Here is a 25433-nt window from a genome sequence, read left to right on the forward strand (position 1 = left end):
TCGTTGCCGTGCGGGCGCGGACCTCAGCAGACGCGCAGCCAGGAAACGGCCTGGCCGACCGCACTCGGACCGCCGAGCAGTGTGATGGCGGAGGGATGTGCGGCGTCGATCGCCCGGAGAGTGTCGCCCGGAACGCAGGTTCCCGGCACGGAGACGAGCGTGGCATCCGCCCGCCCGGCGAGCGGCGCTGCCGCCAGTGCATCCGGGAAGTTCTGGCCTGTCGTGAGGTAGACGTGTGTGGACGGGGTTCCGAAGGCGCGGAGGACGGCCGCGGAGACCGCATACCGGTCGGCGCCGCCGTAGCGGGTCGCGCGTGCCACCGCATTCAGCTGCGAGACGATCCCGTCGCTGACCGCGAGGGGGCCGCCCACAACCGCGATGGACGACGGTCGGAGCGAGGCGACGAACGACGCGTACCCGGCGGGGAGTCCGCCCCAGCTGCCGGGAACGAGAAGCAACTGACCACCGGCGCGCGCGGCTGCCGCTCCGGCAGTGACGGCGTCGGCGTAACCGGAACCGGTCGCGACGAACAAGGGCTTGTTCGCCTTCTGATTCGCGGCGACGATGCTGCGCGAGACCGAGTACCGATCGTCGCCCGCGATCCGCTGAACCGTCGATGCCAGCGAACGCAGGCTGCCGAGCACGTCGTCGGAGACGGCCGCGCTCCCGCCGATCACGACGATCTTCTTCGGCTTCAGGATGCGGAGCGCGGCCCTCGTGGGCGCTGGAAGACCATACGACGTGGTCAGCAGCAGGGCGGCACCGGCCGACCCTGCCAGTGGACCAGCGGAGAGCGCGTCCGGAAAGTTCTGTCCGGATGCGACGTACACGGTGGCGGAACCCGACGGGAACGCCCGCTCGGCGATCGTGGCCGCGGCGTCGTACCTGGTGTCGCCGCCGAGGCGATCGGTGGTCGCGCTGTGCACGGTCGCGACGCCGGTTTCCGTTTGGAACCACGGACGCGCATCCGAGGTGAAGGTGTTCGGCGCGCCGTACCAGCTACCGGCGAATGAGCCGCGGAGGACCGCGCCATCCGGGTGGATGGCGACAACCTGCCCAGCTCCGCCGCCACCGGTAGCCCAGATCGTACCGTCCGGGCCGGCCGCGATCGCGCCCAACGTCCCCGACGGGATCGGGACGCGGGTGCTGATGGTGCCGCTCGGGTCAATGGCGTAGACGGCGGGCGGGCTCTCCTGAATCGTCGACACCCACAACCTGCCCCCGGAGAGCACAGCCGGCAATGCGACGCCATTTTCCGAGGGGATCCTGATCCGCGCGAGCGTCGCTGGCGTCGTTCCGACGAAGGCGATCGGCGTCCCCGACCACACGATCCAGGTGCGGCCGGAGGCTTGGTCGGTCCCCACCGGCTTCAGACTGTACGGGAAGGCGTCCGGGAGGGTCGCCTCCGCGGCAGTACCGTCGACGCCTGCGAGGCCGATGGTGGTGACGGACCCGTCCCGGACGGTCTCGACGTACCAGGCAGAACCGCCCGTACCGGCCCACAGAGCAAGGACGCGACGTTCACTCGGCACCGGTACCGGAGTGACAGTCCCGTCGGCACCCACCCTGGTCAGGGTCTCGCCTGTCGACACCCAGAAGCTGCCGTCCGACGTCGCGGCGTCCAGTTCGTGCCCTCCGGGGACGATCGAGTTGTGCTGGACCCCACCGGCCAGTCGCACCACCGTGTCGGGGCCGCTCGCCGTCTGATTGCTGCCCGTCAGGGGTGTGCCGACCACGAACCAGACGCTTCCATCCGATCCTCGGACCGGCTTCTGGCGGAGCAGAGCGTTCACCGGCATCGGAATCTCTGTGATCCGGCCATCCGCACCCATCCGCCTGACATGGAGTGCGCCGCCGTCGTACAGGTAGTAGTACACGCCGGTGCCGTCAGGAATCAGGCCGCCGATCGGCTCCTGTGCGGCGGACGTCCTGTGGGGATTCCCGTTGAACCGCGTGATCAAGCCACCTGTCGTCGTGCGCACGACCGTCTGCAGTCCATCGGTCGACCAGAGCGCGTCGTCTGCAGTCGCCACGTAGCGGGCGGGAAACATCCCAGCGATGTATGGGTTGGTCAGCGCATCCCAGACGAGCGTGTGCGACGGATCGAGCGCACCAGAAACGGCCACCGAAGCCGTTGCCGACGCAGACGAGGACGCGCCCGAGGCCGGCGGCGTCGTGCCCGCCGTGACCGTGCCCACCAGAAGCGTTACGATCGCCACGCCCGTGATCCCTGCGCGGATTCCCGCTCTCTTCACTGCGCTGCTGCGTCCAGGCACCACTGCCCCCTGTCAGATCCCCGAGTGCGCGATAGCGGCTATTGCCGCAGTGCCATGGCCGACCGAGGGGACGACGAAGACGCGCTTCGCGAGTCTAGTTGCGGGACGCCCTAGGCGGATCGCGGGATTCCAATCGGACCGCCCCAGAACGAGGGCCTCTCACGCACAAAAAAGTAGGCCGACGTTCGCGTCATAACGCGCACATCGGCCTTCTTTTGGTGGATCTGAGGGGACTCGAACCCCGACCCCCTGCATGCCATGCAGGTGCGCTACCAGCTGCGCCACAGACCCAGAAGCTGTTTCCGATCTCTCCGAAACAACTTGATTAGCGTACTACATCATTCAGGCCAGGAAGAAACCAGCGCGACGCTCGGGCGTGCCGCGGTCAGTCGAAGAGCTCGCTGAGCCAGTTCTCGCGCTTCTTCTTGGGCGGGTACTGCTGGCCGTAGCCGTGCTGGACGGGCGGAGCGTACTGCTGGGGCTGTTGCTGCTGCGCCGGAGGGGCGTAGTGCGCGGGTGCCGGAGTCTGCTGCTGCGGCTGCGCGCGGTCGATGATCTTGTCGAGCTCTCCCCGGTCGAGCCAGACGCCGCGGCATTCCGGGCAGTAGTCGATCTCGATTCCGTTGCGCTCGCTCATCACGAGGGTGGCACTGTCTGTCGGGCATCTCATGACGACAGTCAATCAGCGGAGTATAGAGAACTCTCACACACCGCAGGGAGGATCCCGACACGGGATGCGCTACTCGGCGCCCTCGTGCACGGGAAGCTCCAGCGGCACGACCGGGCAGTCCTTCCACAGACGCTCCAGCGCGTAGTACATGCGGTCTTCCTCGTGGAAGACGTGCACGACCAGGTCGCCGAAGTCGAGGAGGACCCAGCGGCCTTCGGCCTTGCCCTCGCGGCGCAGCGTCTTGACGCCCGCCTCGTTCAGCTGGTCTTCGATCTCGCCTGCGATGGCGATCACGTTTCGCTCGACGCGCCCGCTGACCAGCAGGAACACATCGGTGAGCGGGAGCGGCCCGGAGACGTCGAGCGCCACCAGGTCTTCGCCGGACTTCGAGTCCGCTGCCTTCGCGGCGAGCTGCAGGATCTGCTTGGCGTGCTCTGTGGCGGTCACGCGGTGACCTCGTCAATGTGCGCTGCGGAGTGGGACGGAGTGGAAAGGATGATCAGAACACCTTCAAGACGTATGCGGAGATGAGGAGGCCGATGACACCGACGGCGAGGACGCCGGCGGTGACGATGAGTACGACGGGCAGTCTGCCGCCGCGCTTCTTCGGCGGGGTGATGACGCCGCGCGTGGACGTGTGCGAGCTGATGGCCCTGGATGCACGGATCGGCGCGACCTCAGACGTGTTGAACTCGTTTTCGTCGCCCTCCAGCAGACGGTCGAGATCGGACGAGTCGATCCGGTCGGGGTGGGCGCCGGTCGCTCCGAGCCCGCGGGGCAGGTCGATCGAGCCGGTCACCAGGATCTCCCCCGTTGCCGTGAGCGGACCTGTCGCGTCTGCCGTCGGCAGCACCGGGAGGATGAGGGCGTTCGTGGTCGTCGCGGAGCCGGACTGGCCGACGTTGCGCGAGATGATCTGGTCGAACTGCTGGTTTTTGTCGTCACGCTCCGCCGCCGTGGACCAGTGCCCGGTCGGCGGGGTGAACGGCTGACGCTCGAGTCCGCTGTCGGCGGACTCCTCCGCAGCAGCGGCCGCGACGGGCGCAGCGGTCGAAGGCGCTGCCTCATCAACTGAGGCGTTCGCCCCCGTTCCGGAGGCACCTGGGCCGGAGGTGCCGGAGTGGGCGGTCTCGGCCTGCGTCGCGGCGGCGGACGGAGCCAGCGGCGCGAACGGCCACGCACTGGGCGCGGAGGACGCGACCTCAGGCTCGGCGGACGGGCGTGCGGGTGCAGGCTCGGCCGGCGGCGTGAAGGTGACGGGGATGACGCCCTCCTGCTGCCCGGCCTGCTGGTTGGCCTCCTGGGCCTGCTGCATGGCGCGCAGCTCGCGGCGCGTCAGTGTGCGTTCCGGCGTCGTGGCGGCAGAGGCGGCCTCCGGCTTCACCACGGAGACAGGAACCGTCACGGGCTCGGCCTGCGATGTATCGGTCGACTGCTTGAACAGCGCGTCGGCCGCGGGAGTGCTCGGCGCTGCCGGAAGGTCGAAGGCGTTGCCGAAGGTCGGCAGGTTCGGCCTGCTCGGCGGGGTGACGCCAGGCTCTTCGAACGCGGACGCCGGGATCGCGGGGCGTTCGACGCCGGTGTCGACGCCGGAGTCGTCCGCCGCGTCATCCAGGTCGGACTCCGCCGCAGCGGCGTCTCGACCGGACGAGAAGGTGTACGGCGTCGTCATCGTCGGGATCTCGCCCGCGGGCGTCGGCTCAGCCGTGCCTGCACGGCGGGATGTCTGTCCGGCCGCCTTTTCGGCAGCCGTGCGCTCGTTCTCACGCGCCTGTCGCCGTGTCTGTGGCGGCGGGTCTTGCCACAAAGTCATGCCACGCTCCGATACAGATGGTGTTTGGAGATGTACTGAACAACCCCGTCCGGCACCAAGTACCAGACCGGGAATCCCCTGCTCACCCGGGTCCGGCAGTCGGTTGACGAGATCGCCAAGGCCGGAACTTCCAACAAGCTTACGTCCTGCGATGGCAATCCAGAAATACTCAAGTCATGTCCCGGACGACTCACAGCCACGAAGTGGGCGAGGTCCCAGAGCTCCTGAACATCCCGCCAGCTGAGGATCTGCGCGATGGCGTCCGCGCCGGTGATGAAGAACAGTTCGGCGTCCGGACGCGCTTCGTGCAGATCGCGGAGGGTGTCGATCGTGTACGTCGGGCCCTCGCGGTCGATGTCCACGCGGCTCACCGTGAAGCGCGGGTTCGACGCCGTCGCGATCACCGTCATCAGGTAGCGGTGCTCCCCCGGCGTGACGTCGCCCTTCTGCCAGGGATGCCCTGTCGGAACGAAGACAACCTCATCCAGATCGAACGACTGTGCGACCTCGCTGGCCGCGACCAGGTGACCGTGGTGGATGGGGTCGAACGTGCCGCCCATCACCCCGATGCGCGTGCGCCGCTTCTCCGTCAGCTGCATTCGTCAGGCGGAGGTCAGTGACCCTGAGTGGGGTGGCCGTCGCCGTGGTGGGTGGCGCCGGGTGCGCCGGCGTGGGAGGCCGCGCCTGGCCCGGCCTTGTGGCTGTGGCGGTTGGCGACGTCGCGGTACGACCAGATGACGAACCCGAGAACGGCGAAGATCGAGATCGCGATCGCGCCGTACGCCCAGGTGGGCATGGGCAGTTCAACGTGCGTTTCGGCAGCAGCCAGCAGCATCGTCAGGTGAGTCATCGAGTTTCTTCCTTTCCGGGGGCGCGCGAACGCCTGCGAACAAGTCTAGTGGCGCTCTAGGCTCTGATCTGTCCTGAACCGCGGACGATCCATTTGGTGCTGGTCAGCTCCGGCAGCCCCATCGGGCCGCGCGCGTGCAGTTTCTGGGTGGAGATGCCGACCTCAGCGCCGAACCCGAACTCCCCTCCGTCGGTGAAGCGGGTGGAGGCGTTCACCATCACCACCGCGGAATCCACCTCGGCGAGGAAGCGCTCGGCGTTGGCGAGATCGTTCGTGATGATCGACTCGGTGTGCTGAGTCGAGTACGACCGGATGTGCGCAATCGCCTCGTCGAGATCGTCCACGACCTTGACCGAGATGTCGAGGCTCATGTGCTCGGTGGCCCAGTCCTCCTCGGTGACAGGAACGGCCGCCTCCGAATAGCCGATGGCGCGTTCGTCGGCGTGCACGGTGACCCCGGAGGCGGTGAGCGCCGCGAGCACGGGAGGGAGCAGCCGGTCGGCCGCGGCGCGGTGCACGAGCAGCGTCTCGACCGCATTGCACACGCTCGGGCGATGTACCTTGGCGTTGCGGACGATGTCGACGGCCCAGTCCTCGCGGGCGCTCTCGTCCAGCACGATGTGCACAACGCCTGCTCCGGTCTCGATCACGGGGACGGTCGACTCCGTGACGACCGTGCGGATCAGGTCGGCGCTCCCCCTCGGGATCAGCACGTCGACGTACCCGCGAGCCTTCATCAGCTCGGTCGCGCCGTCTCGGCCGAACTCGTCGATGGTCTGTACGGCGGAGGCGGGCAGGCCGGCCTCGGCGACCGCATCCTAGATCACGGCGACCAGCACGCGGTTGGTGTTGATCGCGGCGCTTCCGCCCCGCAGCACGGCCGCATTTCCGCTTTTGAGCGCGAGGGCCGCGATGTCGACCGTGACGTTCGGGCGCGCCTCGTAGATCGCTCCGACAACGCCGAACGGCACGCGCACCTGCGTGATGGAGACGCCGTTCGGCAGCGAGCTGCCCCGCACGGCCTCACCAACGGGGTCGGTCAGTCCGACGACCTCGATCACGGCGTCCGCGAGCGCGGCGAGCCTGGCCTCCGAGAGCGTGAGCCGGTCGAGCAGGCCGGACGACAGCCCGTTCTCCCTGCCGTTGGCGAGGTCGAGCTCGTTGGCCTCCAGGATGCGCGCGGCTTGCGACAGCAGCCCGGCGGCGACGGCGCGCAGCGCGGCGTTCTTGGCGTCCGTGTTCGCTGTGGCGAGCACGAGAGACGCCTGCTTGGCGGCTGCGAGCTTCTCGACGAGCGAGAGCGGGGCGGTGACGGTGGGGACCATGCGTCCCAGTTTAGGACGCGTCGACCGCATCCCGTGCTGGTGCGAACCAGGTGCCGACGGCAGCGCCGGACAGCGCTTGCGAGACGTTGGCGGTTGCGGTCAGGATGACGGCCGTTCCGTTCTCCGCGGCCTGACGGGCGGCCGACACCTTGGTCAGCGCACCGCCGGTTCCGACCCCGGACAGCCCGGTCGACCCGATCTCCACACCCTCGAGCGCGTCGTCGTACTCGACGATGTCGATGCGCTGCGCGCCCGGTTCCTGCGGCGGCTTGGTGTAAAGCGCATCCACATCGGAGAGCAGCACGAGCAGGTCGGCCTCTACCAGCAGCGCGACCAGCGCGGCCAGCCGGTCGTTGTCGCCGAATCGAATCTCGTGTGTTGCCACGGTGTCGTTCTCGTTGACGATGGGCAGGATGCGCAGATCCAGCAGCCGCTCCATCGCGCGCTTGGCGTTGATGCGGTGCGTCGGCGTCTCCATGTCCCCCGCCGTCAGAAGCACCTGGCCCGCGACGATGTCGTAGCGGTCGAGGCTGTCCTGATAGCGGTAGATGAGCACGTTCTGCCCGACCGCCGCCGCAGCCTGCTGCGTGGCGAGGTCGGTGGGACGCTCCTGCAGCGCCAGATACGGGATGCCCGTGGCGATGGCGCCGGACGACACCAGGATGACCTGGGTGCCGCGCCCGTGCGCCTCCGCGAGAGCATCGACCAACGGACCGATCTGCCCGGCGTTCTCCCCGCTGATGGAGGACGAACCCACCTTGACGACGACACGTCTCGCGGTGGGGACCTGGCTACGGTCGTCGATGGTCATTCCGAATCGGTCTCCCTGTTCTGACCGCCCTGGCCGCCGTCGCCGTCGGACGCAGCGGCAGCGCCGGCGTTGGCGTCGACGTCGTTGTACTCGTCGTCCTGCCAGAGTCCGGCGTCGCGCTCGCGCAGGAGTTCCGCACGGGCCTCGGCCTTTGCGTCCATCCTGTCGAAGTAATCGTCGCGACGCTTGTTGCGGGTGGGACGCTCATTGCCGTCGAGGCGCACGTCGGTGCCTCTCGGCGACGTGATGAGCTCCGCCGTGGAGGTGAGCGTCGGCTCCCAGTCGAAGACCACGCCGTTGTTGCGGCCGATCACGACGGTGGAACCCGAGACGGCGCCCGCCTTGAACAGTTTGTCCTCGACGCCCAGCTTCGCCAGCCGGTCGGCCAGGAAGCCGACGGCCTCGTCGTTGGAGAAGTCGGTCTGCGCGACCCAGCGCTCCGGCTTGACACCCAGGATGCGGTAAACCGGTCCGTCGGAGCCGCCCTCGACCTTGATCACGAATCCACCGTCGTCGACGGCCTGCGGCCGGATGACGATGCGCGGGCGCTCCGCCTCGGCGGCGGCCTGCTCGACGCGGGCCTCCTCGACCAGCTCGGCGAGGGCGAACGACAGCTGACGCAGGCCCTCGTGACTCACGGTCGAGATCTCGAACACGCGGTAACCGCGCGCCTCCAGGTCGGGGCGGACGAACTCGGCGAGTTCCCGTGCCTCCGGGACGTCGATCTTGTTGAGCGCGATGAGCTGCGGGCGTTCGAGCAGCGGCGTCTGGCCCTCGGGAACCGGGTATGCGCCCAGTTCGCCCAGGATGATGTCGAGGTCGCTCAGCGGGTCGCGGCCGGGCTCCAGCGTCGCGCAGTCGAGCACGTGCAGCAGCGCGCTGCACCGCTCGACGTGGCGCAGGAACTCCAGCCCGAGGCCCTTGCCCTCGCTCGCGCCCTCGATCAGACCGGGCACGTCGGCGATGGTGAACCGGGTGTCGCCGGCCTGCACGACACCGAGATTCGGGTGCAGAGTGGTGAACGGGTAGTCGGCGATCTTCGGCTTCGCGGCGGAGAGCGCGGCGATCAGGCTCGACTTGCCGGCCGACGGGTAGCCGACGAGGGCGATGTCTGCCACCGTCTTCAGTTCGAGGAGGACGTCGCCCTCCCAGCCCGGCGTGCCGAGCAGCGCGAAACCGGGGGCCTTGCGCTTGGGGTTCGAGAGAGACGCGTTGCCGAGGCCGCCGATGCCGCCCGGGGCGACGACGTAACGCATCCCTGGCTCGTTCATGTCGATGAGCTCGACGCCGGACGGGTCCTTGACCACGGTGCCGACGGGCACGGGAAGCTCGAGCTCCTCGCCGAGTTGACCACTGCGGTGGTCGCCCATGCCGAAGCCGCCGTTCTCGGACGAGCGGTGCGGGGCGCGGTGGTAGCCGAGCAGCGTCGTCACCTGCGGGTCGGAGACCAGCACGATGTCTCCGCCGTTGCCGCCGTTGCCGCCGTCCGGTCCTGCCAGCGGCTTGAACTTCTCCCGTCGGACGGAGACGCACCCGTTGCCGCCGTTTCCGGCGCGCAGGTGCAACGTCACGTGATCCACGAACGTCGCCATGGGGGTCCCTCGAATCTGACTGTTAGTCGGTAAATGAAGAATGGGCGGGCCGAAGCCCGCCCATCCTCGATGCTGGTGCGTGGTGCGAGGCTTAGGCCCCGGCCGCCACGATGTTGACGACCTTGCGGCCGCCCTTGTTGCCGAACTCGACCGAACCGGCCGCGAGGGCGAACAGGGTGTCGTCTCCGCCCCGCCCGACGTTCACGCCGGGGTGGAAGTGGGTGCCGCGCTGGCGGACGATGATCTCGCCCGCGCCGACGACCTGGCCACCGAAGCGCTTCACGCCGAGGCGCTGTGCGTTCGAGTCACGACCGTTGCGAGTCGAGCTCGCTCCCTTTTTGTGTGCCATCTGCTTCTTCTCCTAAGCCTGAGGTCGATCGGCTACTTGATGCCGGTGATCTTGACGCGCGTGAGGTCCTGACGGTGCCCCTGGCGCTTCTTGTAGCCGGTCTTGTTCTTGAACTTCTGGATCACGATTTTCGGGCCACGGAGGTCGTTGAGGACCTCAGCGGTGACCTTGACCTTCGCCAGCGAACCGGCGTCGGACGTGATCTTGTCGCCGTCGACAAGCAGCACAGCAGCCAGCTCGACGTTGCCGTTCTTATCAGCCTTGATCCGGTCCATCGTCACGATGGTGCCGACCTCGACCTTTTCCTGCCGGCCTCCGGCGCGCACAACTGCGTAAACCACTTTTACGTACCTTTTCTTCGGGGAACAGCTCCCCTCGGCTCGATGAGCCGCGGACCTGGTCCTGTCTGTTTACTCTTCAGGAAGTTACTGGCGAGTCCGTCTCCGTCGCGACATGCAACGGACCGGCTCTCAGAAAACCATGATGGTCGAGCGGGATACGCCCGACACACACCAACGGTCAACTTTACCCGACGACCCTTCGATCGTCAATTCAACGAGAGGGCTTCGGGACCGATCGGCGCCATCGACGGCGCCGGTTCCTACAATCATTGTATGACGGTCCTGATCGATCCCCCGGCATGGCCCGCCCACGGCATGTTGTGGTCGCATCTCGTCAGCGATGAGAGCCTCGACGAACTGCACGCGTTCGCGGCCGCCAACGACATCGCGCCGCGCGCGTTCGACCTCGACCACTACGACGTGCCAGACCGGCGCTACGACGAACTGGTCGCTGCGGGAGCGACCGCCGTGGACGGCAAAGAGCTCGTCATCCGGCTGGTGGCGAGCGGGCTGCGCGTGAAAGCGCGGGATCGAGTGCGTAAGCACTGACCCCGCGCTGTCAGACGATCAGGATGCGGTGGGCTACTCCGACTCGGAGCGCGTGATCTCCGGGGCGATGTCTCCCCCGACGATCGCGGCGGTGCTGACCCTGCGGCTGCGGCCACGGCCCTGACCAGGCTGCTTCGGCTGCGGGAGCGCGTCCAGCACAGAGTCGAGCAGCAGCTCGGCCTCCTTGGTGGGCGTGCGACGCGACACCGGCGCCGCTGCGGGCTCCGGAAGCTCGATCAGGGGCACGGACACCTCGGACGACTCCGTGCGGGCAGCGGGGCGCTCAGCAGCCTGCTGCTCACGCGTCGCCGGCTGCTCGGCGGCCGCGGGCTGGACCGCCTGCGGCAGTTCGGCGTTCCCGGGCTGCTGGGCCTGCTCGCTCTGCGACTGCTCGGCCTCCGCCGTCCTCGCCCTGTCGCGCTTGCCGCTCTTCCTGCGGGACTTCTTCGGCGCCTCTGTCGCCTGCTGCTCGGCAGCGACGTGCTTGCCGTGAGCGGCATCCGACGACGACGCCTCCGCATCCACTACCGGATGCTCGGCGTTCTCGTGCGGGTGGGCGAGCGTGCTCGCCGCGATCTGGGCGAGGGCGTTCTTGGCGTCGTCCGTGATGGCGTGCGTCACACCGGTCGGGGTCGCGCCCGCTCCGCCGTTGCCGTTCCCGTTCGACGAACCGTTGCCGTTCGACGACGAGCCGTTGCCGTTGCCGTTCGGCTGCTGGCCGCCACGGCCGCGACGACGCTCGCTCTGCGGCTGCTGCTGCGGGGTCTGACGGTGCTTCACGACCGGGTCGTGGTGCACGATCACGCCACGGCCGGCGCAGACCTCGCACGCCTCGCTGAAGGTCTCCAGCAGGCCGAGGCCGAGCTTCTTCCTGGTCATCTGCACGAGGCCGAGCGAGGTGACCTCCGCCACCTGGTGCTTCGTGCGGTCACGGCTCAGGCACTCGATCAGGCGACGCAGCACGAGGTCTCGGTTCGACTCCAGGACCATGTCGATGAAGTCGACGACGATGATGCCGCCGATGTCGCGCAGCCGCAGCTGGCGGACGATCTCCTCCGCAGCCTCCAGGTTGTTCTTGGTGACCGTCTCCTCCAGGTTTCCGCCGGAGCCGACGAACTTGCCGGTGTTGACGTCGACCACGGTCATCGCCTCTGTGCGGTCGATCACCAGCGAACCACCGGACGGCAGCCAGACCTTGCGGTCGAGCGCCTTCTCGATCTGCTCCGTGATGCGGAACTCGTCGAACGCGTCCCGGTCGCCCTGGTAGGCCTCGACGCGGTCGAGGAGGTCGGGAGCGACCTGACGCAGGTAGTTCTCGATGGTGCTCTGCGCATCCTGGCCGGCGATGATCAGCTTCTGGAAGTCCTCATTGAAGACGTCGCGGACGATCTTGATCAGGAGGTCTGGCTCGCTGTGCAGGAGCGCGGGCGCTCCGACGGTCTCGACCTGCTTGGAGATGTCAGCCCACTGTGCGGTGAGGCGGGTGACGTCGAGCGTCAGCTGCTCCTCGGTCGCGCCCTCGGCCGCCGTGCGCACGATCACGCCGGTGTTCTCCGGAAGCACCTCTTTGAGGATCTTCTTGAGGCGGGCGCGCTCGGTGTCCGGCAGCTTGCGGCTGATGCCGTTCATCGAGCCGTTCGGCACGTACACGAGGTAGCGGCCGGGCAGCGAGACCTGGCTGGTGAGGCGCGCGCCCTTGTGGCCGACCGGGTCTTTGGTGACCTGGACGAGAACGCGGTCGCCCGGCTTCAGCGCCAGTTCGATGCGGCGCGGCTGGTTGCCGGTCTCCGCGGCATCCCAGTCGACCTCGCCGGAGTAGAGCACGGCGTTGCGGCCGCGCCCGATGTCGACGAACGCCGCCTCCATGCTGGGGAGGACGTTCTGCACGCGACCGAGGTAGACGTTGCCGATGAGCGACGCCTCCTGCGACTTGGCGACGTAGTGCTCGACGAGCACCTTGTCTTCGAGCACACCGATCTGGATGCGCCCGCCCTTCTCGCGGACGATCATCTGGCGGTCGACGGACTCGCGGCGGGCGAGGAACTCCGCCTCGGTGATGACCGGACGACGGCGACCGGCGTCACGCCCGTCACGGCGGCGTTGCTTCTTGGCCTCGAGGCGGGTGGAGCCCTTGACCTTCTGCGGCTCGGTGATCAGCTCGGGCTCGCGCGGGGCGCGGACCTTGACGACGGTGTTCGCCGGGTCGTTCGACCCCGACCTGTTCTCCTCGCCTGCGCGGCGACGCGACCGGCGGCGGACCGTGCTCGGCTCGTCGTCGTCGTACTCGTCGTGCGGCAGCGGAGGCAGCGGGATGATGTCCGGCGCCTGGAAGAGCAGCGTGGTCGGCGGGAGGCCCGGCAGGGAGGCGTCGACGGCTGCTGCCGCGTCCGCCTCCGTCGTCTCCTGGCCGGCCGCGGCGTTGTCGCCGTCCGTCGCCGAGGTCTGGCCCGCATCCGGTGCTGCTGCCGTCGTCACGGCCGGCTGACCGGCGGGGAACGGACCTGCTCCGATGATGTCGTCGTGGCTGTCGTTGGTGTTCGAGTCCATGGGTGTCTTCTCCTGGACGGCAGGCACGGTCGAGGCGTGTCCGGCCACCGTCGGCGCTGAGGACGCAATGGCCTCACGCGCATCGTTCGCAGGCACGGCGGAGGCGCTCTTCTTGGCGCTCTTCCTGGAGCCGAAGAGGCGTGATCGCTTCCTGGGCCCCGCTTCCGATCCGTTGTTCTGCGTGTTGTCAGTATTTTCGTTTTCCACCATCGCTGGTGCACTCCTCGACCGGCCGCGGTCTCCCGCGCGCCGGGTACTTTCGTGAGGGCCGCCGATGCGTTGCACCTGCGACCGCTAATCCTTCACGCGTGCGGTCGGCTCGTGGCGCGACCTGCAGCGATCTCGTTCGTCGTACGCCGACCACTTCGGCCGGCTGTTCAGGGCGTTGCACGCCCTCAAGCCTTCGCTGGCGCGACTCCGGCACACGGCCGGAGAAACCAGTTGGAAACGATTATCGCATGACCTCGCGGGAACGCCGTTGCCTCCCAGGTCGACACGCGAGCGCTCATGCCATAATCCGACTGTGTCAACCACTGCAGCCGAGCGTCGCCCGACCGTACTCGCCATCTTCCTGATCGTCGCTGGAGCCATCGGGCTCTGGGCCGCCTTCATGCTGACGATGGACAAGTTCCACCTCCTCGAGAATCCGGGTGCGCAGCTCTCCTGCAACTTCAGCCTTCTCGTCGGATGCACGAAGAACCTTAACTCCTGGCAGGGGTCACTGTTCGGCTTCCCGAACCCGCTGCTCGGGCTGATCGGCTGGACGGCGACCATCGCCGTCGGCGTCGGCATCCTGGCGGGAGCGCGCTTCGCCAAGTGGTTCTGGATCCTCTTCAACCTCGGCGTGATCGGCGCGATGGCCCTGGTGATCTTCCTCATCACGCAGTCGATCACCGTGCTCAACGTGCTCTGCCCCTGGTGCATGGTCACCTGGCTGGTCACCATCCCGACCTTCTGGGCGGTGACCCTCTACAACCTCAAGACGGGCAATATCCCTATTCCGGAGGCCGGGCGTGTCTTCTTCGGCAAGCTCTACTCGTGGGTTCCCCTGATCACGGTCGTCTCCTACGCGATCGTCGCGATCCTCGCTCAGATCCAGCTCGACTGGATCAACAACGTCTTCGTCTGACCCCTCCCGCACCTCCAAAAGCATCGAGTCGGACTTATGTACGCAACACGCTGGCGTGTCGCGTGCATAAGTCCGGACTCGATTGCTTGGGAGCGGGGTTGGCTGCTAGGCGAACCAGAGGGCGAGCTCGCGGGCGGCGGACTCTGGCGAGTCGGAGCCGTGCACGAGGTTCTGCTGGACCTTGAGGCCCCAGTCGCGGGCGAGGTCGCCGCGGATGGTGCCGGGGGCGGCCGTCGTGGGATCGGTGGTGCCCGCGAGGGAACGGAAGCCCTCGATCACCCGGTTGCCGGCGAGGCGGATCGCGACGATCGGGCCGGACTCCATGAACTCGACCAGCGGCTCGTAGAAGGGCTTGCCCTCGTGCTCCGCGTAGTGCGCGGCGAGCAGGTCACGGTCGGCCTGCAGCATCCGGAGGTCGACGAGCGAGTAGCCCTTCGCCTCGATGCGGCGCAGGATCTCGCCCGTGAGGTTGCGGGCGACGCCGTCCGGCTTGACGAGCACCAGGGTCTCTTCGACGGGGGTGGTCATGGATTCTCCGTTCCGTTTGCGGCCGCGTTCGCGGCCTTCTTGTTGCGGTCGATGCGGGCGCCGACGATCATGCAGTACGCCCACATGGCCGTGAAGATGGCGCCGACGATGAAGAAGGCAGGCACGAGGAAGCCGGCGGCGGCGACCACCAGCTGAACGAACCAGCCCAGGACGATGCCCACCGACGAGCGCAGCGTCCCGAGAGCGATGAGCATCAGGACGACGACCACCGCTCCCCCGCCGAGCGCGACGGCAGCGGGCAGCGATTGCAGCCCGAACAGCACGAGTGCGCCGAGGAAGACGACGATCAGTTCGAAGCCGAGCACGATGGATCCGAGCAGTTCGCGGATCGTCCGCTCGCGCCGGGGACGCGGCGGTTTCGCGGGCTTCCCGCTCTGTGCTTCGCCGCCCTGCTCCTGCCCGCTCACGAGGTGGCCGGCTTCCACTCGCCGGACTCGGCGATGGCCATCGCGTCTCCGACGAGCACGATCGAGCCCGTCACGACGACGGCGCGCTTCGGCTCCTCCTCCGCCCATTCGCGGGCGGCGTCGAGCGCCTCGGCGAGATCGCCGTAGACGATCGTCGCCTCCTCGCCGATCTCGCTCATCACGATCTCGCCGAGCTCGTCGGCGCGGAGCGCACGCTTGGAGCGGGGCTCCGTCACGAAGAACTGCGTCGCGACCGGCGCGAGGGCGCGCACGATGCCGCGCGCGTCCTTGTCGGCGAGCGTGCCGAACACGAAGGTCAGCTCATCGAAGTCGAAGTAGCGGCGCATCGCGTCGGCGAGGGTCTGCGCTCCGGCCGGGTTGTGGGCCGCGTCGACCAGCACGGTCGGTCCGACGCCGATCAGCTGCAACCGGCCAGGAGACGTCGCCTTCGCGAAGCCCTCCTCCAGCAGGTCGGCCTTCAGCGGCTGGGTGCCCCGGCCGAGGAACGTCTTCGACCGCAGCGACGGCGACCGCAGCGTTCTGCGCCTGGTGGTCGCCGTAGAGCGGAAGGAACAGCTCCGAATACGTCTCAGCGCGCCCCCGGATGCTCACCAGCTGTCCGCCGACCGCCACCGAGGTGGAGGCGACGTCGAACGCTCCGGGCTGCACGGCGATGGTGGACTCGGTGAGCTCCGCCGCATTCTTCAGCTCGGCCAGCGCATCCGGTGTCTGGGCGGAGCTGACGACGTCGGCCGCCGGCTTGATGATGCCCGACTTGGTGCGCGCGATCTCCGCGACGGTGTCGCCGAGCGCCTTGGTGTGGTCGAGCGAGATCGGCGTGAACACCGCAACCTGGCCGTCTCCGACGTTGGTGGAGTCCCACTCGCCGCCCATGCCGACCTCGATCACGGCCACGTCGACCGGAGCATCCGCGAACGCGGCGTACGCCAGCACGGTCAGCGCCTCGAAGAACGTCAGCGGAGGATGCCCGCCCTCGGCGAGCTCGCCGTCCACGAGCTCGATGTACGGCTGCACGTCCTCCCAGTTGCGCACGAGGTTCTCGTCCGAGATGGGCAGGCCGTCGACCATGATGCGCTCGTTGAAGCGCACCAGGTGCGGGCTGGTCAGGAGTCCCGTGCGCAGGCCGTACGCCCGCAGGATGCTCTCGATGATGCGGCTCGTCGACGTCTTGCCGTTCGTGCCGGTGATGTGGATGATCGGGTACGCCCGCTGCGGGTCGCCGAGCAGTTCGACGGCACGCCTGGTGGCATCCAGTCGTCGCTCGGGCGCGCCCTCGCCGACGCGCGCGAGCAGCGCCTGGTAGACGGCGTCGGCCGCGTCGCGGAAGTCCTCGTCGCTCACGCTTCCTCCTCGATCCTGGTCACGCCGACCGTGAAGTCTCCGGCGTTGGCGAACTGTCCTGTGGTGAATGTCTTCTCGAACGCGGCCTCCGCCGCGGCGAACTCGACGACGAGCGCGAGCGTCTCCGTCGCGATGTCGACGTCGGCCGCCAGCCCGAGGGCCGCGGTGTCGTCGTCGTGCGAGAACGCCAGGTTCAACCGGATGCGGTCGCTCACGTCGAGCCCTGCCGCCTTGCGGGTGTCCTGCACGGCGCGGATGACGTCGCGCGCCAGACCCTCTGCCTGCAACTCCGGCGTCGTCACGGTGTCGAGCAGCACGAAACCGCCGCCCGCCAGCAGCGCGAGCGCCGAGCTGGACTCTCCGTCGGCCTGCGCCGTCTCCAGCACCAGGTCGTACTCGCCTTCGGCCAGTTCGATGCCACCGGCCGTCACGACGCCGCCGTTCTCCGACCAGTCGCCAGCGCGTGCGGCCTGGATGACCTTCTGCACGTCCTTGCCGAGTCTGGGGCCGGCCGCACGGGCGTTCACGGTCAGCTTGCTGGTGATGCCGTATGTCGCAGCGCTGTCGTCGTGCAGCTCCACCAGCTCGACCGCCTTGACGTTGAGCTCGTCGCGCAGGATGCCCTCGAACGGACGCAGGGCGTCCGCGTTCTCGGCCACCACGGTCAGTGCGGCGAGCGGCAGCCGAACGCGGAGCCCGGCCTGCTTGCGCAACGACAGTGTGGTCGAGCTGATGCTTCGGATGCGGTCCATCGCATCCACGAGGGCGTCGTCGGCCGGGAACTCGGCGGCATTCGGCCAGTCGGTCAGGTGTACGCTGCGTCCGCCGGTGAGGCCGCGCCAGACGCGCTCGGTGACGAGCGGGAGGAGAGGCGCCGCGACGCGTGCGACGGTCTCCAGCACGGTGTAGAGAGTGTCGAAGGCTTCCGTGCCGTTGCCGTCCGCATCCACGCCCTGCCAGAAGCGGTCGCGCGAACGCCGCACGTACCAGTTGGTGAGCAGGTCGGCGAAGTCGCGCAGCTTGGCGGCAGCGAGGGTGCTGTCGAGCCCTTCGAGGTCGGCCGTGACGTCCTCGACGAGGTCGCGCGTCTTGGCCAGGAGGTAGCGGTCGAGCACGTCCGTCGAGTCGGTGCGGCGCTTCGCCTCGTAACCGGTTGCGTTGGCGTAGAGCGAGAAGAAGTACCAGGTGCTCCACAGCGGCAGCAGCACCTGCCGGACGCCCTCGCGGATGCCCTCCTCGGTGACCACCAGGTTGCCGCCGCGCAGCACGGGGCTCGCCATCAGGAACCAGCGCATCGCGTCGGAGCCGTCGCGGTCGAACACCTCGTTCACATCCGGGTAGTTGCGCAACGACTTCGACATCTTCTGCCCGTCGCTGCCGAGCACGATGCCGTGGCTGATGACGTTCTTGAACGCCGGCCGGTCGAACAGCGCTGTCGACAGCGTGTGCAGCATGTAGAACCAGCCGCGGGTCTGCCCGATGTACTCCACGATGAAGTCGGCCGGGTTGTGGCTGTCGAACCACTCCCGGTTCTCGAACGGGTAGTGCACCTGGGCGAACGGCATCGACCCGGAGTCGAACCAGACATCGAGCACATCCGGGATGCGGCGCATGGTCGAGCGACCGGTGGGGTCGTCGGGGTTGGGCCTGGTGAGGTCGTCGATGAACGGCCTGTGCAGGTCGGGCTCCCCCGCCGCGTTGGTCGGGATCGTGCCGAAGTCGGCCTCAAGCTCGGCGAGCGAGCCGTACACGTCGATCCGCGGATATGCGGGGTCGTCGCTCTTCCACACCGGGATCGGCGAGCCGAAGTAGCGGTTGCGCGAGATCGACCAGTCGCGGGCGTTGCCGACCCACTTGCCGAACTGGCCGTCTTTGACGTTCTCCGGCACCCAGTTGATCTGCTGGTTGAGCTCGCCCATCCGGCCGCGGAAGTCGGTGACGCGCACGAACCAGCTGGACACCGCCTTGTAGATCAGCGGGTTGCGGCAGCGCCAGCAGTGCGGGTACGAGTGCTCGTAGCTCGCCTGGCGCAGCAGCCGCCCGTTCTCGCGCAGCAGCTTGGTGAGCGGCTTGTTCGCCTCGAACACCTGGAGGCCAGCCACGTCTTCCACGACCGGCAGGAACCGGGCGCCGTCGTCCACCGAGATGATCACCGGGATGCCGGCGGCCTCACAGACACGCTGATCGTCCTCACCGTAGGCAGGCGCCTGGTGCACGATGCCCGTGCCGTCTTCGGTGGTGACGTAGTCGTCTACCAGGATGCGCCACGCGTTCTGAGTGCCGTACTCCTCGGTGTCCGCGTAGTAGTCCCACAGCCGGTCGTAGGTGACACCCTCCAGCTCCGAACCCCGGATGCGCCGGGTGACGGCGGCCAGCGCCTCCGCTGCCGACTCGTAGCCGAGATCCTTGGCGTAGTTGCCGAGGAGGTCGGCGGCGAGCAGGTATTCGCCGCTCAGCACCTCCTCGTCCGGCGTTCCGTGCGCGTCGGCAGCGCCGAGAGGTCCGGCGGGGACGACGGCGTATTCGATGTCGGGGCCGACGACCAGGGCCAGGTTGGTCGGCAGGGTCCACGGCGTCGTCGTCCAGGCGAGCGCGCGCACGGCGGTGAGGCCGAGCGCCTCCGCCTTCGCGCCGGTCAGCGGGAACGTGACGGTGACCGTCTGGTCCTGACGCATCTTGTAGACGTCGTCGTCCATCCGCAGTTCGTGGTTGGACAGCGGGGTCTGGTCGCGCCAGCAGTACGGCAGCACACGGTAGCCCTCATAGGCGAGGCCCTTCTCGTGCAACTGCTTGAACGCCCAGATCACCGACTCCATGTATGTGACGTCGAGCGTCTTGTAGTCGTTGTCGAAGTCGACCCAGCGCGCCTGGCGGGTGACGTACTCCTGCCACTCACGCGTGTAGTGCAGCACGGCGTCCTTCGCGGCCTGGTTGAAGGCCGCGATGCCCATCTCCTCGATCTGGCTCTTGTCGGTGAGCCCCAGCTGCCGCTCCGCCTCCAGCTCGGCGGGGAGCCCGTGGGTGTCCCAGCCGAAGCGGCGGTCGACCTTCCTGCCGCGCATGGTCTGGAAGCGCGGGAAGAGGTCTTTGGCGTACCCGGTGAGCAGGTGGCCGTAGTGCGGGAGGCCGTTTGCGAACGGGGGGCCGTCGTAGAAGACCCACTCCGGCGCATCCCGGCGGTTGTCGATGGAGGCACGGAAGGTGCCGTCCTCTTTCCAGAACGCGAGCACGTCGGTCTCGATCTCCGGGAAGCTCGGGCTCGGCGAGACGCCCTGCTGGTTCGCGTCGCGCTGCGTGGCATCGTCCGGGGACTTGGGGTACGGCATCTCACTCCTGGCAGGTCGATCGTCTGCACGAGGACGCCGGACGAGTTCGTCGTCCGCCGCGGTACCACCCCGCTTGCCGCCTCCACTCTCGGTGTGACTGCGACCGCTCTTCGTTGGCTGTGACGGGCCAGACCCGTTCGGTTCTACTGGGCGCCCCTCGCGGTGCACCGTTCTTCCGAAGACTCGCCGGTGATCGCCGGGTCGATGTCTGTACGCACGATTCTAGCTCGAATACGAGCGCTTTTCGGGCCGTCCGCCGAGAGCGGAGGCGTACCCGTCGCAGACCGGAGCGACCGCCGCGACGATCACCGGCGTGAGCGGCCCTCTGCGCACGCCGCTTCGCGCCCACACCGCCGCCGCTGCGGCCGCCGCCCCGATCACGGCCGTCGCGATGGCGCGCGGCAGGAGCGAGTCCGGCTGCTCACCGAGTCGCGCCGCGATGAAGGCGCTCAGCTGACGCACCAGCGTGAGGAAGCGCGGAAGGGCGGACGTTTCGAGCTCGCCGTCCGTCCCCATCAGCTCGTACTGCGTGACGGCGAGCGGGAGCCTGGACGGGCCGAACTGGTCGGCCAGCGCGGTGACAGCGTCGAGCACAGCTGTCAGCGGCGGCGCGTCAGGATCGGTCGCCGCGAGCATCCCGTCGAAGCCGCGGAGGCTCTCGTCGACCTCCAGCCAGAGCAGGTCGCTCTTGGCCGCGAAGTAGTTGAAGAAGGTGGCTCTGCTCACCCCGGCACGGCGAGCGATGTCGTCCACGGTGGTGCCGTCGTAGGTCTTCTCCAGGAACAGCTCGCCCGCCGCCTCCGCGATCATCTGCCGCGAGGATGCGCGTGGCCGGCCGGAGCGGGAATGGTCGCCCTGCGTCATGCGTTACCTCCTCACGCCTATTATTGGACCCGGTCCACATGTTAACGGACCACCCACAGCCCGCCAGACAAGGATCACCCGTGACGTCCACAGACACCATCGTCCGCAGCGAGACAGACCGCCCAGGCATCACCCCCGGCACCGCCCGCCGGGTGACCATCGCCTCGTTCGTCGGCACCTCGCTCGAGTCGTACGACTTCTACCTGTTCGCGTACTTCAGCGCGTTCTTCGTCGGCCCGCTGTTCTTCGCGCCGCTCGGCACCTTCGGCGGCGTGCTCGCCGGGTTCCTCACCATCGCGGCCGGGTTCGTCATCCGCCCGATCGGCGCCATCATCTTCGGCCACCTCGGCGACAGGATCGGCCGTCGCCCGACGCTGCTCATCACCATCCTGATGATGGGCATCGGTACCGGCCTGGTCGGCGTTCTGCCCACCTACGCCACCGCCGGCTGGTTCGGCGCCATCGCGCTCGTGCTGCTCCGGCTCGTGCAGGGCCTGTCGCTCGGCGGGGAGTGGGGCGGCTCGATCCTGCTCGCGACCGAGTACGCCAACCCGAAGCGCCGCGGGTTCTATGCGGCACTCCCCCAGCTCGGCTCGCCGGTCGGCTCCATCCTGAGCGCCGTGGTGTTCATACTGATGTCGACGCTGCTCAGCTCCGCCGACATCGCCGCGTGGGGCTGGCGCATCCCGTTCCTGACGGCCATCCCGCTCCTGCTCGTCTCGCTCTACCTGCGCTGGTCGATCGACGAGACGCCGGTGTTCAAGCAGTTGCTCGCGACGGGCAAGCGCGACAAGTTCCCCGTACTGAAGGTGTTCACCAAGGCCCCGAGCGGCTTCGTGATCGCCATCGGCGCCGCGGTCCTCGGCATCGGGTCGTATTCGCTGATGAACACATACATGGTCGACTACGGCACCGCCGTGCTGAAGTTCAGCTTCTCTGACCTGCTCATCGCGACCACCATCGGCGGCCTGCTGCAGCTGGTCACCATCCCGCTGTTCGGCGTCTGGGCCACCAGGATCGGCTCGGCGCGCGTAGTCGCCATCGGCGCGATCGGCACGCTGCTGATCGCCTTCCCGATGTACTTCCTGCTGCAGTACGCGACGTTCCCCATCCTGGTCGGCAGCATGATCGTCGGCGGCATCCTGCCGACGCTGTCCTGGGCCGGACTCGGCGGGCTGATGTCCGACCTGTTCCCGAGCGACGTGCGCTACAGCGGGCTGTCGGTCGCCTACAGCATCGCGGCACTCCTGACGGCGTTCATCCCCGCCCTGACGCTGCTGCTCGGCAACGCGACGGGCAACGCCTGGTGGCACCCCGGAATCGTGCTCGGCCTCATGAGCGTCATCACGCTGGTGGCGGCCCTGTTCGCCGCCCGCCGGAAGCCGATCATCGATGACGTCGTCGCACCAGAGGGAGCCTCCGCTACCCTGGAGTGACTGCACACTCAGGCACCTCACCATCGACACGGTGCCGCATATACCGAATCGGAGAACGATGAACGCCGCCAACCCGGTGCCGGACAAGCCAGCCCTCGAGGGCCTGGAAGCCAAGTGGGGCTCCCACTGGCAGACCGCCGGAACCTACCTGTTCCCCCGGGATGCGGCGCTCGCCGCCGACCGCGACTGCATCTACTCGATCGACACGCCCCCGCCCACGGCGAGCGGTTCGCTACACATCGGGCACGTCTTCAGCTACACGCACACCGACGTGGTCGCGCGCTACCACCGGATGCGCGGACAGCACGTCTTCTACCCGATGGGCTGGGACGACAACGGTCTGCCCACCGAGCGCCGCGTGCAGAACTACTACGGCGTCCGCTGCGACCCGACGCTGCCGTACGACGCCGACTTCGTCCCGCCGTTCGAGGGCGGAGACAACAAGAGCAGCAAGGCGGCCGACCAGAAGCCGATCTCGCGCCGCAACTTCATCGAGTTGTGCGAGCGCCTGACCGTCGAGGACGAGAAGCAGTTCGAGGCGCTCTGGCGCTCGCTCGGCCTCTCGGTCGACTGGAGCCAGACCTACCGCACCATCGGCCAGGAGGCGCTGCTCACCTCGCAGCTCGCCTTCCTGCGCAACATCGAGCGCGGCGAGGCGTACCAGGCGATGGCCCCGACACTGTGGGACATCACCTTCCGCACCGCAGTCGCCCAGGCCGAGCTTGAAGACCGCGACCAGCCGAGCGCGTACCACCGGGTGTCGTTCCACGGCGCCGACGGGCCGATCTGGATCGAGACCACGCGTCCTGAGCTGCTGCCCGCCTGTGTCGCGCTGGTCGCGCATCCGGACGACGAGCGGTACAAGCCACTGTTCGGCACCACGGTGACCACCCCGGTGTTCGGCGTCGAGGTCCCCGTGCTCGCGCACCACCTCGCCCAGCCGGACAAGGGCTCCGGCATCGCGATGATCTGCACCTTCGGCGACATCACCGACGTCACCTGGTGGCGCGAGCTCGACCTGCCGAACCGCGCGATCATCGGCTTCGACGGCCGCATCGTGAGCGAGGCGCCTCTCGCCATCGAGACCGAGGCAGGAAAGACCGCCTTCGCGGAGCTGGCGGGCAAGACCGTGTTCTCGGCCAAGCAGGCCGTGGTGGAGTTGCTGCGCGCCTCCGGCGACCTGGAGGGCGACCCCAAGCCGATCCAGCACCCCGTCAAGTTCTTCGAGAAGGGCGACAAGCCGCTCGAGATCGTCTCGACCCGTCAGTGGTACGTCAAGAACGGCGCCCGCGACGAGGTCCTGCGTGCCCGCCTCATCGAGCTCGGTCAGAGCATCGACTGGCACCCCGAGTTCATGCGTGTCCGATACGAGAACTGGGTCGGCGGCCTCACCGGCGACTGGCTCATCTCCCGTCAGCGCTTCTTCGGCGTGCCGATCCCGGTCTGGTACGCGCTCGACGGCGACGGCAACCCGCTGTTCGACGAGCCGATCCTGCCCGCGCACGACCAGCTGCCGATCGACCCGTCGTCGGATGCCGCCCCCGGTTTCGAGGAGTCGCAGCGCAACCAGCCGAACGGCTTCGTCGGCGAGCACGACGTGATGGACACCTGGATGACCTCCTCGCTCACCCCGCAGCTCGCGGGCGGCTGGAAGCGCGACGACGCCCTGTTCGACGCGGTGTACCCGTTCGACCTGCGCCCGCAGGGTCAGGACATCATCCGCACCTGGCTGTTCTCCACGATGCTCCGCAGCGAGCTGGAGAACCATGTGGCCCCGTGGGCGCACGCTGCGCTCTCCGGCTTCATCGTCGACCCCGACCGCAAGAAGATGTCCAAGTCCAAGGGCAACGTCGTCACCCCGGCCGACATCCTGGAGAAGCACGGCTCGGATGCGGTCCGCTACTGGGCTGCGTCGTCCCGCCTCGGCACCGACGCGGCCTTCGACCCACAGAACCCGACGCAGATCAAGATCGGACGGCGCCTCGCCATCAAGATCCTGAACGCGGCCAAGTTCATCCTGGGCTTCGAAGCGACCGGCGCGGACGACCTGGCGCTCGTCACCAGCCCGCTCGACCGGAGCATGCTGCAGAATCTCTCGACGGTGGTCGCCGACGCGACGACAGCGCTCGACGGCTACGACCACGCGCGCGCCCTGGAGATCGCGGAGACCTTCTTCTGGACGTTCTGCGACGACTACCTCGAACTGGTCAAGGAGCGCGCGTACGGCGAAGCGAGCGCCGAGCAGACCTCGGCCGTCGTCGCCCTCCGCGTCGCGCTGTCGGCCTTCCTGCGCCTGTTCGCGCCGGTCGTGCCGTTCGCGACGGAGGAGGCGTGGAGCTGGTTCAACGACGGCTCGGTGCACACCGCATCCTGGCCAGCCCCCTCCGAGGTCGCCTCCGTCGGCGGGGACGCCGCCTGGGACGACCAGGCTGCTGTTCTCGGCATCGTCGGCCGCGCCCTGACCGCGATCCGCGGTGCGAAGACCACCGCCAAAGCCTCGCAGCGCACGGCGGTCGACTCGGCCGTCATCGCCGGTCCGGAGACCGAGATCGCCGCCATCGAGAGCGCGGCGGGCGACCTCCGTTCCGTCGGCAAGATCGCAGAACTGCGTTTCGCAACAGCCGATGAACTATCAGTGACCGATATCCTGCTGGCCCAGGCCCCGAGCGAGGAGGAACGATGACCGTGACGGTCCGGAGTGTGGAAGACAATGAGTTCTTCACCTGGCTCGACCTCTACGCGGGGTACGGCGAGTTCTACGACCAGCCGCTGACGGATGAGAAGGCACTGCTCGTGTGGAGCTGGATCACCGACTCCGGCAACGAGCTCGAAGCGTACTTCGCCGTGAACGACGACGGAACGCCGATCGGCCTCGCGCACGTTCGCGAGTTCGTCCGCCCGCTGGACGGCACGCGCGGCCTCTACCTCGACGACCTGTTCGTCGCGAAGGACGCCCGCGGCGACGGAGCAGGCACGGCACTCCTGGAGGCGCTGCGCGACCGCGCACGCGACCAGGGCCTTTCGGTGGTCCGCTGGATCACCGCGAAGGACAACGAGACAGCACGACGGGTCTACGACCGCGTCGCAGAGAAGACCAAGTGGGTCACGTACGACCTCGTACCGTGACGCACTCGTGCGCATCCCGGACCCCCGACGGCATCGACCGCTCGGGATGCGCGCGATAAGGTCGAAACACGCACCGATGAACTGCCGTGCGGGGAAGGCGAACGGAGGCAC

Annotated in this window: 20 protein-coding genes, 1 tRNA gene and 2 pseudogenes; 5 read left to right on the forward strand and 18 right to left on the reverse strand. The window is 68.2% G+C overall.

Annotation, left to right across the window (positions count from 1 at the left end; all coding sequences use genetic code 11):
• Positions 1 to 23 precede the first annotated feature (23 nt).
• The 12 genes and pseudogenes from AC37TH_RS14435 to rplU form a co-directional block, all read right to left on the reverse strand.
• Positions 24 to 2219 (reverse strand): cell wall-binding repeat-containing protein, encoded by a 2196-nt coding sequence (locus tag AC37TH_RS14435; RefSeq protein ID WP_490765027.1) that lies wholly within the window; start codon positions 2217 to 2219, stop codon positions 24 to 26.
• Between the two features lie 273 nt (positions 2220 to 2492).
• A tRNA-Ala gene (locus AC37TH_RS14440) sits at positions 2493 to 2567 on the reverse strand.
• 94 nt (positions 2568 to 2661) lie between these two features.
• On the reverse strand, positions 2662 to 2946 hold the full coding sequence (locus AC37TH_RS14445; protein WP_490765028.1) for a TFIIB-type zinc ribbon-containing protein: 285 nt from the start codon (positions 2944 to 2946) through the stop codon (positions 2662 to 2664).
• 69 nt (positions 2947 to 3015) lie between these two features.
• On the reverse strand, positions 3016 to 3393 hold the full coding sequence (rsfS, locus tag AC37TH_RS14450; protein ID WP_490765029.1) for a ribosome silencing factor: 378 nt from the start codon (positions 3391 to 3393) through the stop codon (positions 3016 to 3018).
• Positions 3394 to 3445: 52 nt separating this feature from the next.
• Positions 3446 to 4759 (reverse strand): hypothetical protein, encoded by a 1314-nt coding sequence (locus AC37TH_RS14455; RefSeq protein ID WP_490765030.1) that lies wholly within the window; start codon positions 4757 to 4759, stop codon positions 3446 to 3448.
• Positions 4756 to 5358 (reverse strand): nicotinate-nucleotide adenylyltransferase, encoded by a 603-nt coding sequence (gene nadD, locus AC37TH_RS14460; RefSeq protein ID WP_490765031.1) that lies wholly within the window; start codon positions 5356 to 5358, stop codon positions 4756 to 4758. The genes AC37TH_RS14455 and nadD overlap by 4 nt, the downstream gene beginning before the upstream one ends.
• A gap of 14 nt (positions 5359 to 5372) precedes the next feature.
• Positions 5373 to 5609, reverse strand: a complete 237-nt coding sequence (locus AC37TH_RS14465) for a hypothetical protein (RefSeq protein WP_490765032.1) — start codon at positions 5607 to 5609, stop codon at positions 5373 to 5375.
• A 56-nt stretch (positions 5610 to 5665) separates the two neighbouring features.
• Positions 5666 to 6934, reverse strand: a pseudogene (locus AC37TH_RS14470) (glutamate-5-semialdehyde dehydrogenase).
• Between the two features lie 10 nt (positions 6935 to 6944).
• Positions 6945 to 7745 (reverse strand): glutamate 5-kinase, encoded by an 801-nt coding sequence (gene proB / locus AC37TH_RS14475; RefSeq protein ID WP_490765033.1) that lies wholly within the window; start codon positions 7743 to 7745, stop codon positions 6945 to 6947.
• Entirely contained in the window at positions 7742 to 9337 is a 1596-nt protein-coding gene (gene obgE, locus AC37TH_RS14480; protein WP_490765034.1) for a GTPase ObgE, read from the reverse strand. The genes proB and obgE overlap by 4 nt, the downstream gene beginning before the upstream one ends.
• A gap of 91 nt (positions 9338 to 9428) precedes the next feature.
• A complete protein-coding gene (gene rpmA, locus AC37TH_RS14485; protein ID WP_490765035.1) occupies positions 9429 to 9686 on the reverse strand; it encodes a 50S ribosomal protein L27 in 258 nt (85 codons plus the stop codon).
• Between the two features lie 32 nt (positions 9687 to 9718).
• Complete coding sequence (gene rplU, locus AC37TH_RS14490) at positions 9719 to 10027, reverse strand: 50S ribosomal protein L21 (RefSeq protein ID WP_055893478.1); 309 nt, start codon at positions 10025 to 10027, stop codon at positions 9719 to 9721.
• Positions 10028 to 10300: 273 nt separating this feature from the next.
• Here rplU and AC37TH_RS14495 point away from each other — a divergent pair, with 273 nt between their 5' ends.
• The gene (locus AC37TH_RS14495) at positions 10301 to 10576 is read left to right on the forward strand and encodes a DUF4031 domain-containing protein (RefSeq protein ID WP_490765036.1); all 276 of its coding nucleotides are present in this window, start codon (positions 10301 to 10303) and stop codon (positions 10574 to 10576) included.
• 33 nt (positions 10577 to 10609) lie between these two features.
• Here the strand turns inward: AC37TH_RS14495 and AC37TH_RS14500 are convergent, their stop codons facing one another.
• Entirely contained in the window at positions 10610 to 13333 is a 2724-nt protein-coding gene (locus tag AC37TH_RS14500; protein WP_490765037.1) for an Rne/Rng family ribonuclease, read from the reverse strand.
• A 313-nt stretch (positions 13334 to 13646) separates the two neighbouring features.
• Between AC37TH_RS14500 and AC37TH_RS14505 the strand changes: the two genes are divergently transcribed.
• Positions 13647 to 14252, forward strand: a complete 606-nt coding sequence (locus AC37TH_RS14505; RefSeq protein ID WP_490765038.1) for a vitamin K epoxide reductase family protein — start codon at positions 13647 to 13649, stop codon at positions 14250 to 14252.
• 105 nt (positions 14253 to 14357) lie between these two features.
• Here AC37TH_RS14505 and ndk read toward each other — a convergent pair whose 3' ends face one another.
• The 5 genes and pseudogenes from ndk to AC37TH_RS14530 form a co-directional block, all read right to left on the reverse strand.
• Positions 14358 to 14780, reverse strand: coding sequence for a nucleoside-diphosphate kinase (ndk, locus tag AC37TH_RS14510; protein WP_490765039.1), 423 nt, complete (start codon positions 14778 to 14780; stop codon positions 14358 to 14360).
• Entirely contained in the window at positions 14777 to 15208 is a 432-nt protein-coding gene (locus AC37TH_RS14515; protein ID WP_490765040.1) for a DUF4233 domain-containing protein, read from the reverse strand. Before AC37TH_RS14515 ends, ndk begins: the two co-directional genes overlap by 4 nt.
• A pseudogene (locus AC37TH_RS14520) lies at positions 15205 to 16570 on the reverse strand (bifunctional folylpolyglutamate synthase/dihydrofolate synthase). Before AC37TH_RS14520 ends, AC37TH_RS14515 begins: the two are co-directional and overlap by 4 nt.
• Positions 16567 to 19896: an isoleucine--tRNA ligase gene (gene ileS / locus AC37TH_RS14525; RefSeq protein ID WP_490765041.1), complete on the reverse strand. Its 3330-nt coding sequence runs from the start codon at positions 19894 to 19896 to the stop codon at positions 16567 to 16569. The pseudogene AC37TH_RS14520 and the gene ileS overlap by 4 nt, the downstream one beginning before the upstream one ends.
• A gap of 222 nt (positions 19897 to 20118) precedes the next feature.
• Positions 20119 to 20760, reverse strand: a complete 642-nt coding sequence (locus tag AC37TH_RS14530) for a TetR/AcrR family transcriptional regulator (protein ID WP_490765042.1) — start codon at positions 20758 to 20760, stop codon at positions 20119 to 20121.
• A gap of 80 nt (positions 20761 to 20840) precedes the next feature.
• Here AC37TH_RS14530 and AC37TH_RS14535 point away from each other — a divergent pair, with 80 nt between their 5' ends.
• The 3 genes from AC37TH_RS14535 to AC37TH_RS14545 are packed head-to-tail and all read left to right on the forward strand — an operon-like array spanning position 20841 to position 25322.
• Positions 20841 to 22196: an MFS transporter gene (locus AC37TH_RS14535; protein WP_490765043.1), complete on the forward strand. Its 1356-nt coding sequence runs from the start codon at positions 20841 to 20843 to the stop codon at positions 22194 to 22196.
• 58 nt (positions 22197 to 22254) lie between these two features.
• Entirely contained in the window at positions 22255 to 24879 is a 2625-nt protein-coding gene (valS, locus tag AC37TH_RS14540) for a valine--tRNA ligase (protein WP_490765044.1), read from the forward strand.
• Complete coding sequence (locus AC37TH_RS14545) at positions 24876 to 25322, forward strand: GNAT family N-acetyltransferase (protein ID WP_490765045.1); 447 nt, start codon at positions 24876 to 24878, stop codon at positions 25320 to 25322. Before valS ends, AC37TH_RS14545 begins: the two co-directional genes overlap by 4 nt.
• The last annotated feature ends 111 nt before the right edge of the window (positions 25323 to 25433 follow it).

The sequence above is a fragment of the Leifsonia sp. McL0627 genome (assembly GCF_058244615.1).

Coding starts and splice junctions, on each gene's coding strand:
- AC37TH_RS14445 (WP_490765028.1), bottom strand. CDS start 2,946: ATGAGATGCCCGACAGACAGTGCCACCCTCGTGATGAGCGAGCGCAAC.
- AC37TH_RS14455 (WP_490765030.1), bottom strand. CDS start 4,759: ATGACTTTGTGGCAAGACCCGCCGCCACAGACACGGCGACAGGCGCGT.
- nadD (WP_490765031.1), bottom strand. CDS start 5,358: ATGCAGCTGACGGAGAAGCGGCGCACGCGCATCGGGGTGATGGGCGGC.
- AC37TH_RS14465 (WP_490765032.1), bottom strand. CDS start 5,609: ATGACTCACCTGACGATGCTGCTGGCTGCTGCCGAAACGCACGTTGAA.
- proB (WP_490765033.1), bottom strand. CDS start 7,745: ATGACCATCGACGACCGTAGCCAGGTCCCCACCGCGAGACGTGTCGTC.
- obgE (WP_490765034.1), bottom strand. CDS start 9,337: ATGGCGACGTTCGTGGATCACGTGACGTTGCACCTGCGCGCCGGAAAC.
- rpmA (WP_490765035.1), bottom strand. CDS start 9,686: ATGGCACACAAAAAGGGAGCGAGCTCGACTCGCAACGGTCGTGACTCG.
- AC37TH_RS14495 (WP_490765036.1), top strand. CDS start 10,301: ATGACGGTCCTGATCGATCCCCCGGCATGGCCCGCCCACGGCATGTTG.
- AC37TH_RS14500 (WP_490765037.1), bottom strand. CDS start 13,333: ATGGTGGAAAACGAAAATACTGACAACACGCAGAACAACGGATCGGAA.
- ndk (WP_490765039.1), bottom strand. CDS start 14,780: ATGACCACCCCCGTCGAAGAGACCCTGGTGCTCGTCAAGCCGGACGGC.
- ileS (WP_490765041.1), bottom strand. CDS start 19,896: ATGCCGTACCCCAAGTCCCCGGACGATGCCACGCAGCGCGACGCGAAC.
- AC37TH_RS14530 (WP_490765042.1), bottom strand. CDS start 20,760: ATGACGCAGGGCGACCATTCCCGCTCCGGCCGGCCACGCGCATCCTCG.
- valS (WP_490765044.1), top strand. CDS start 22,255: ATGAACGCCGCCAACCCGGTGCCGGACAAGCCAGCCCTCGAGGGCCTG.
- AC37TH_RS14545 (WP_490765045.1), top strand. CDS start 24,876: ATGACCGTGACGGTCCGGAGTGTGGAAGACAATGAGTTCTTCACCTGG.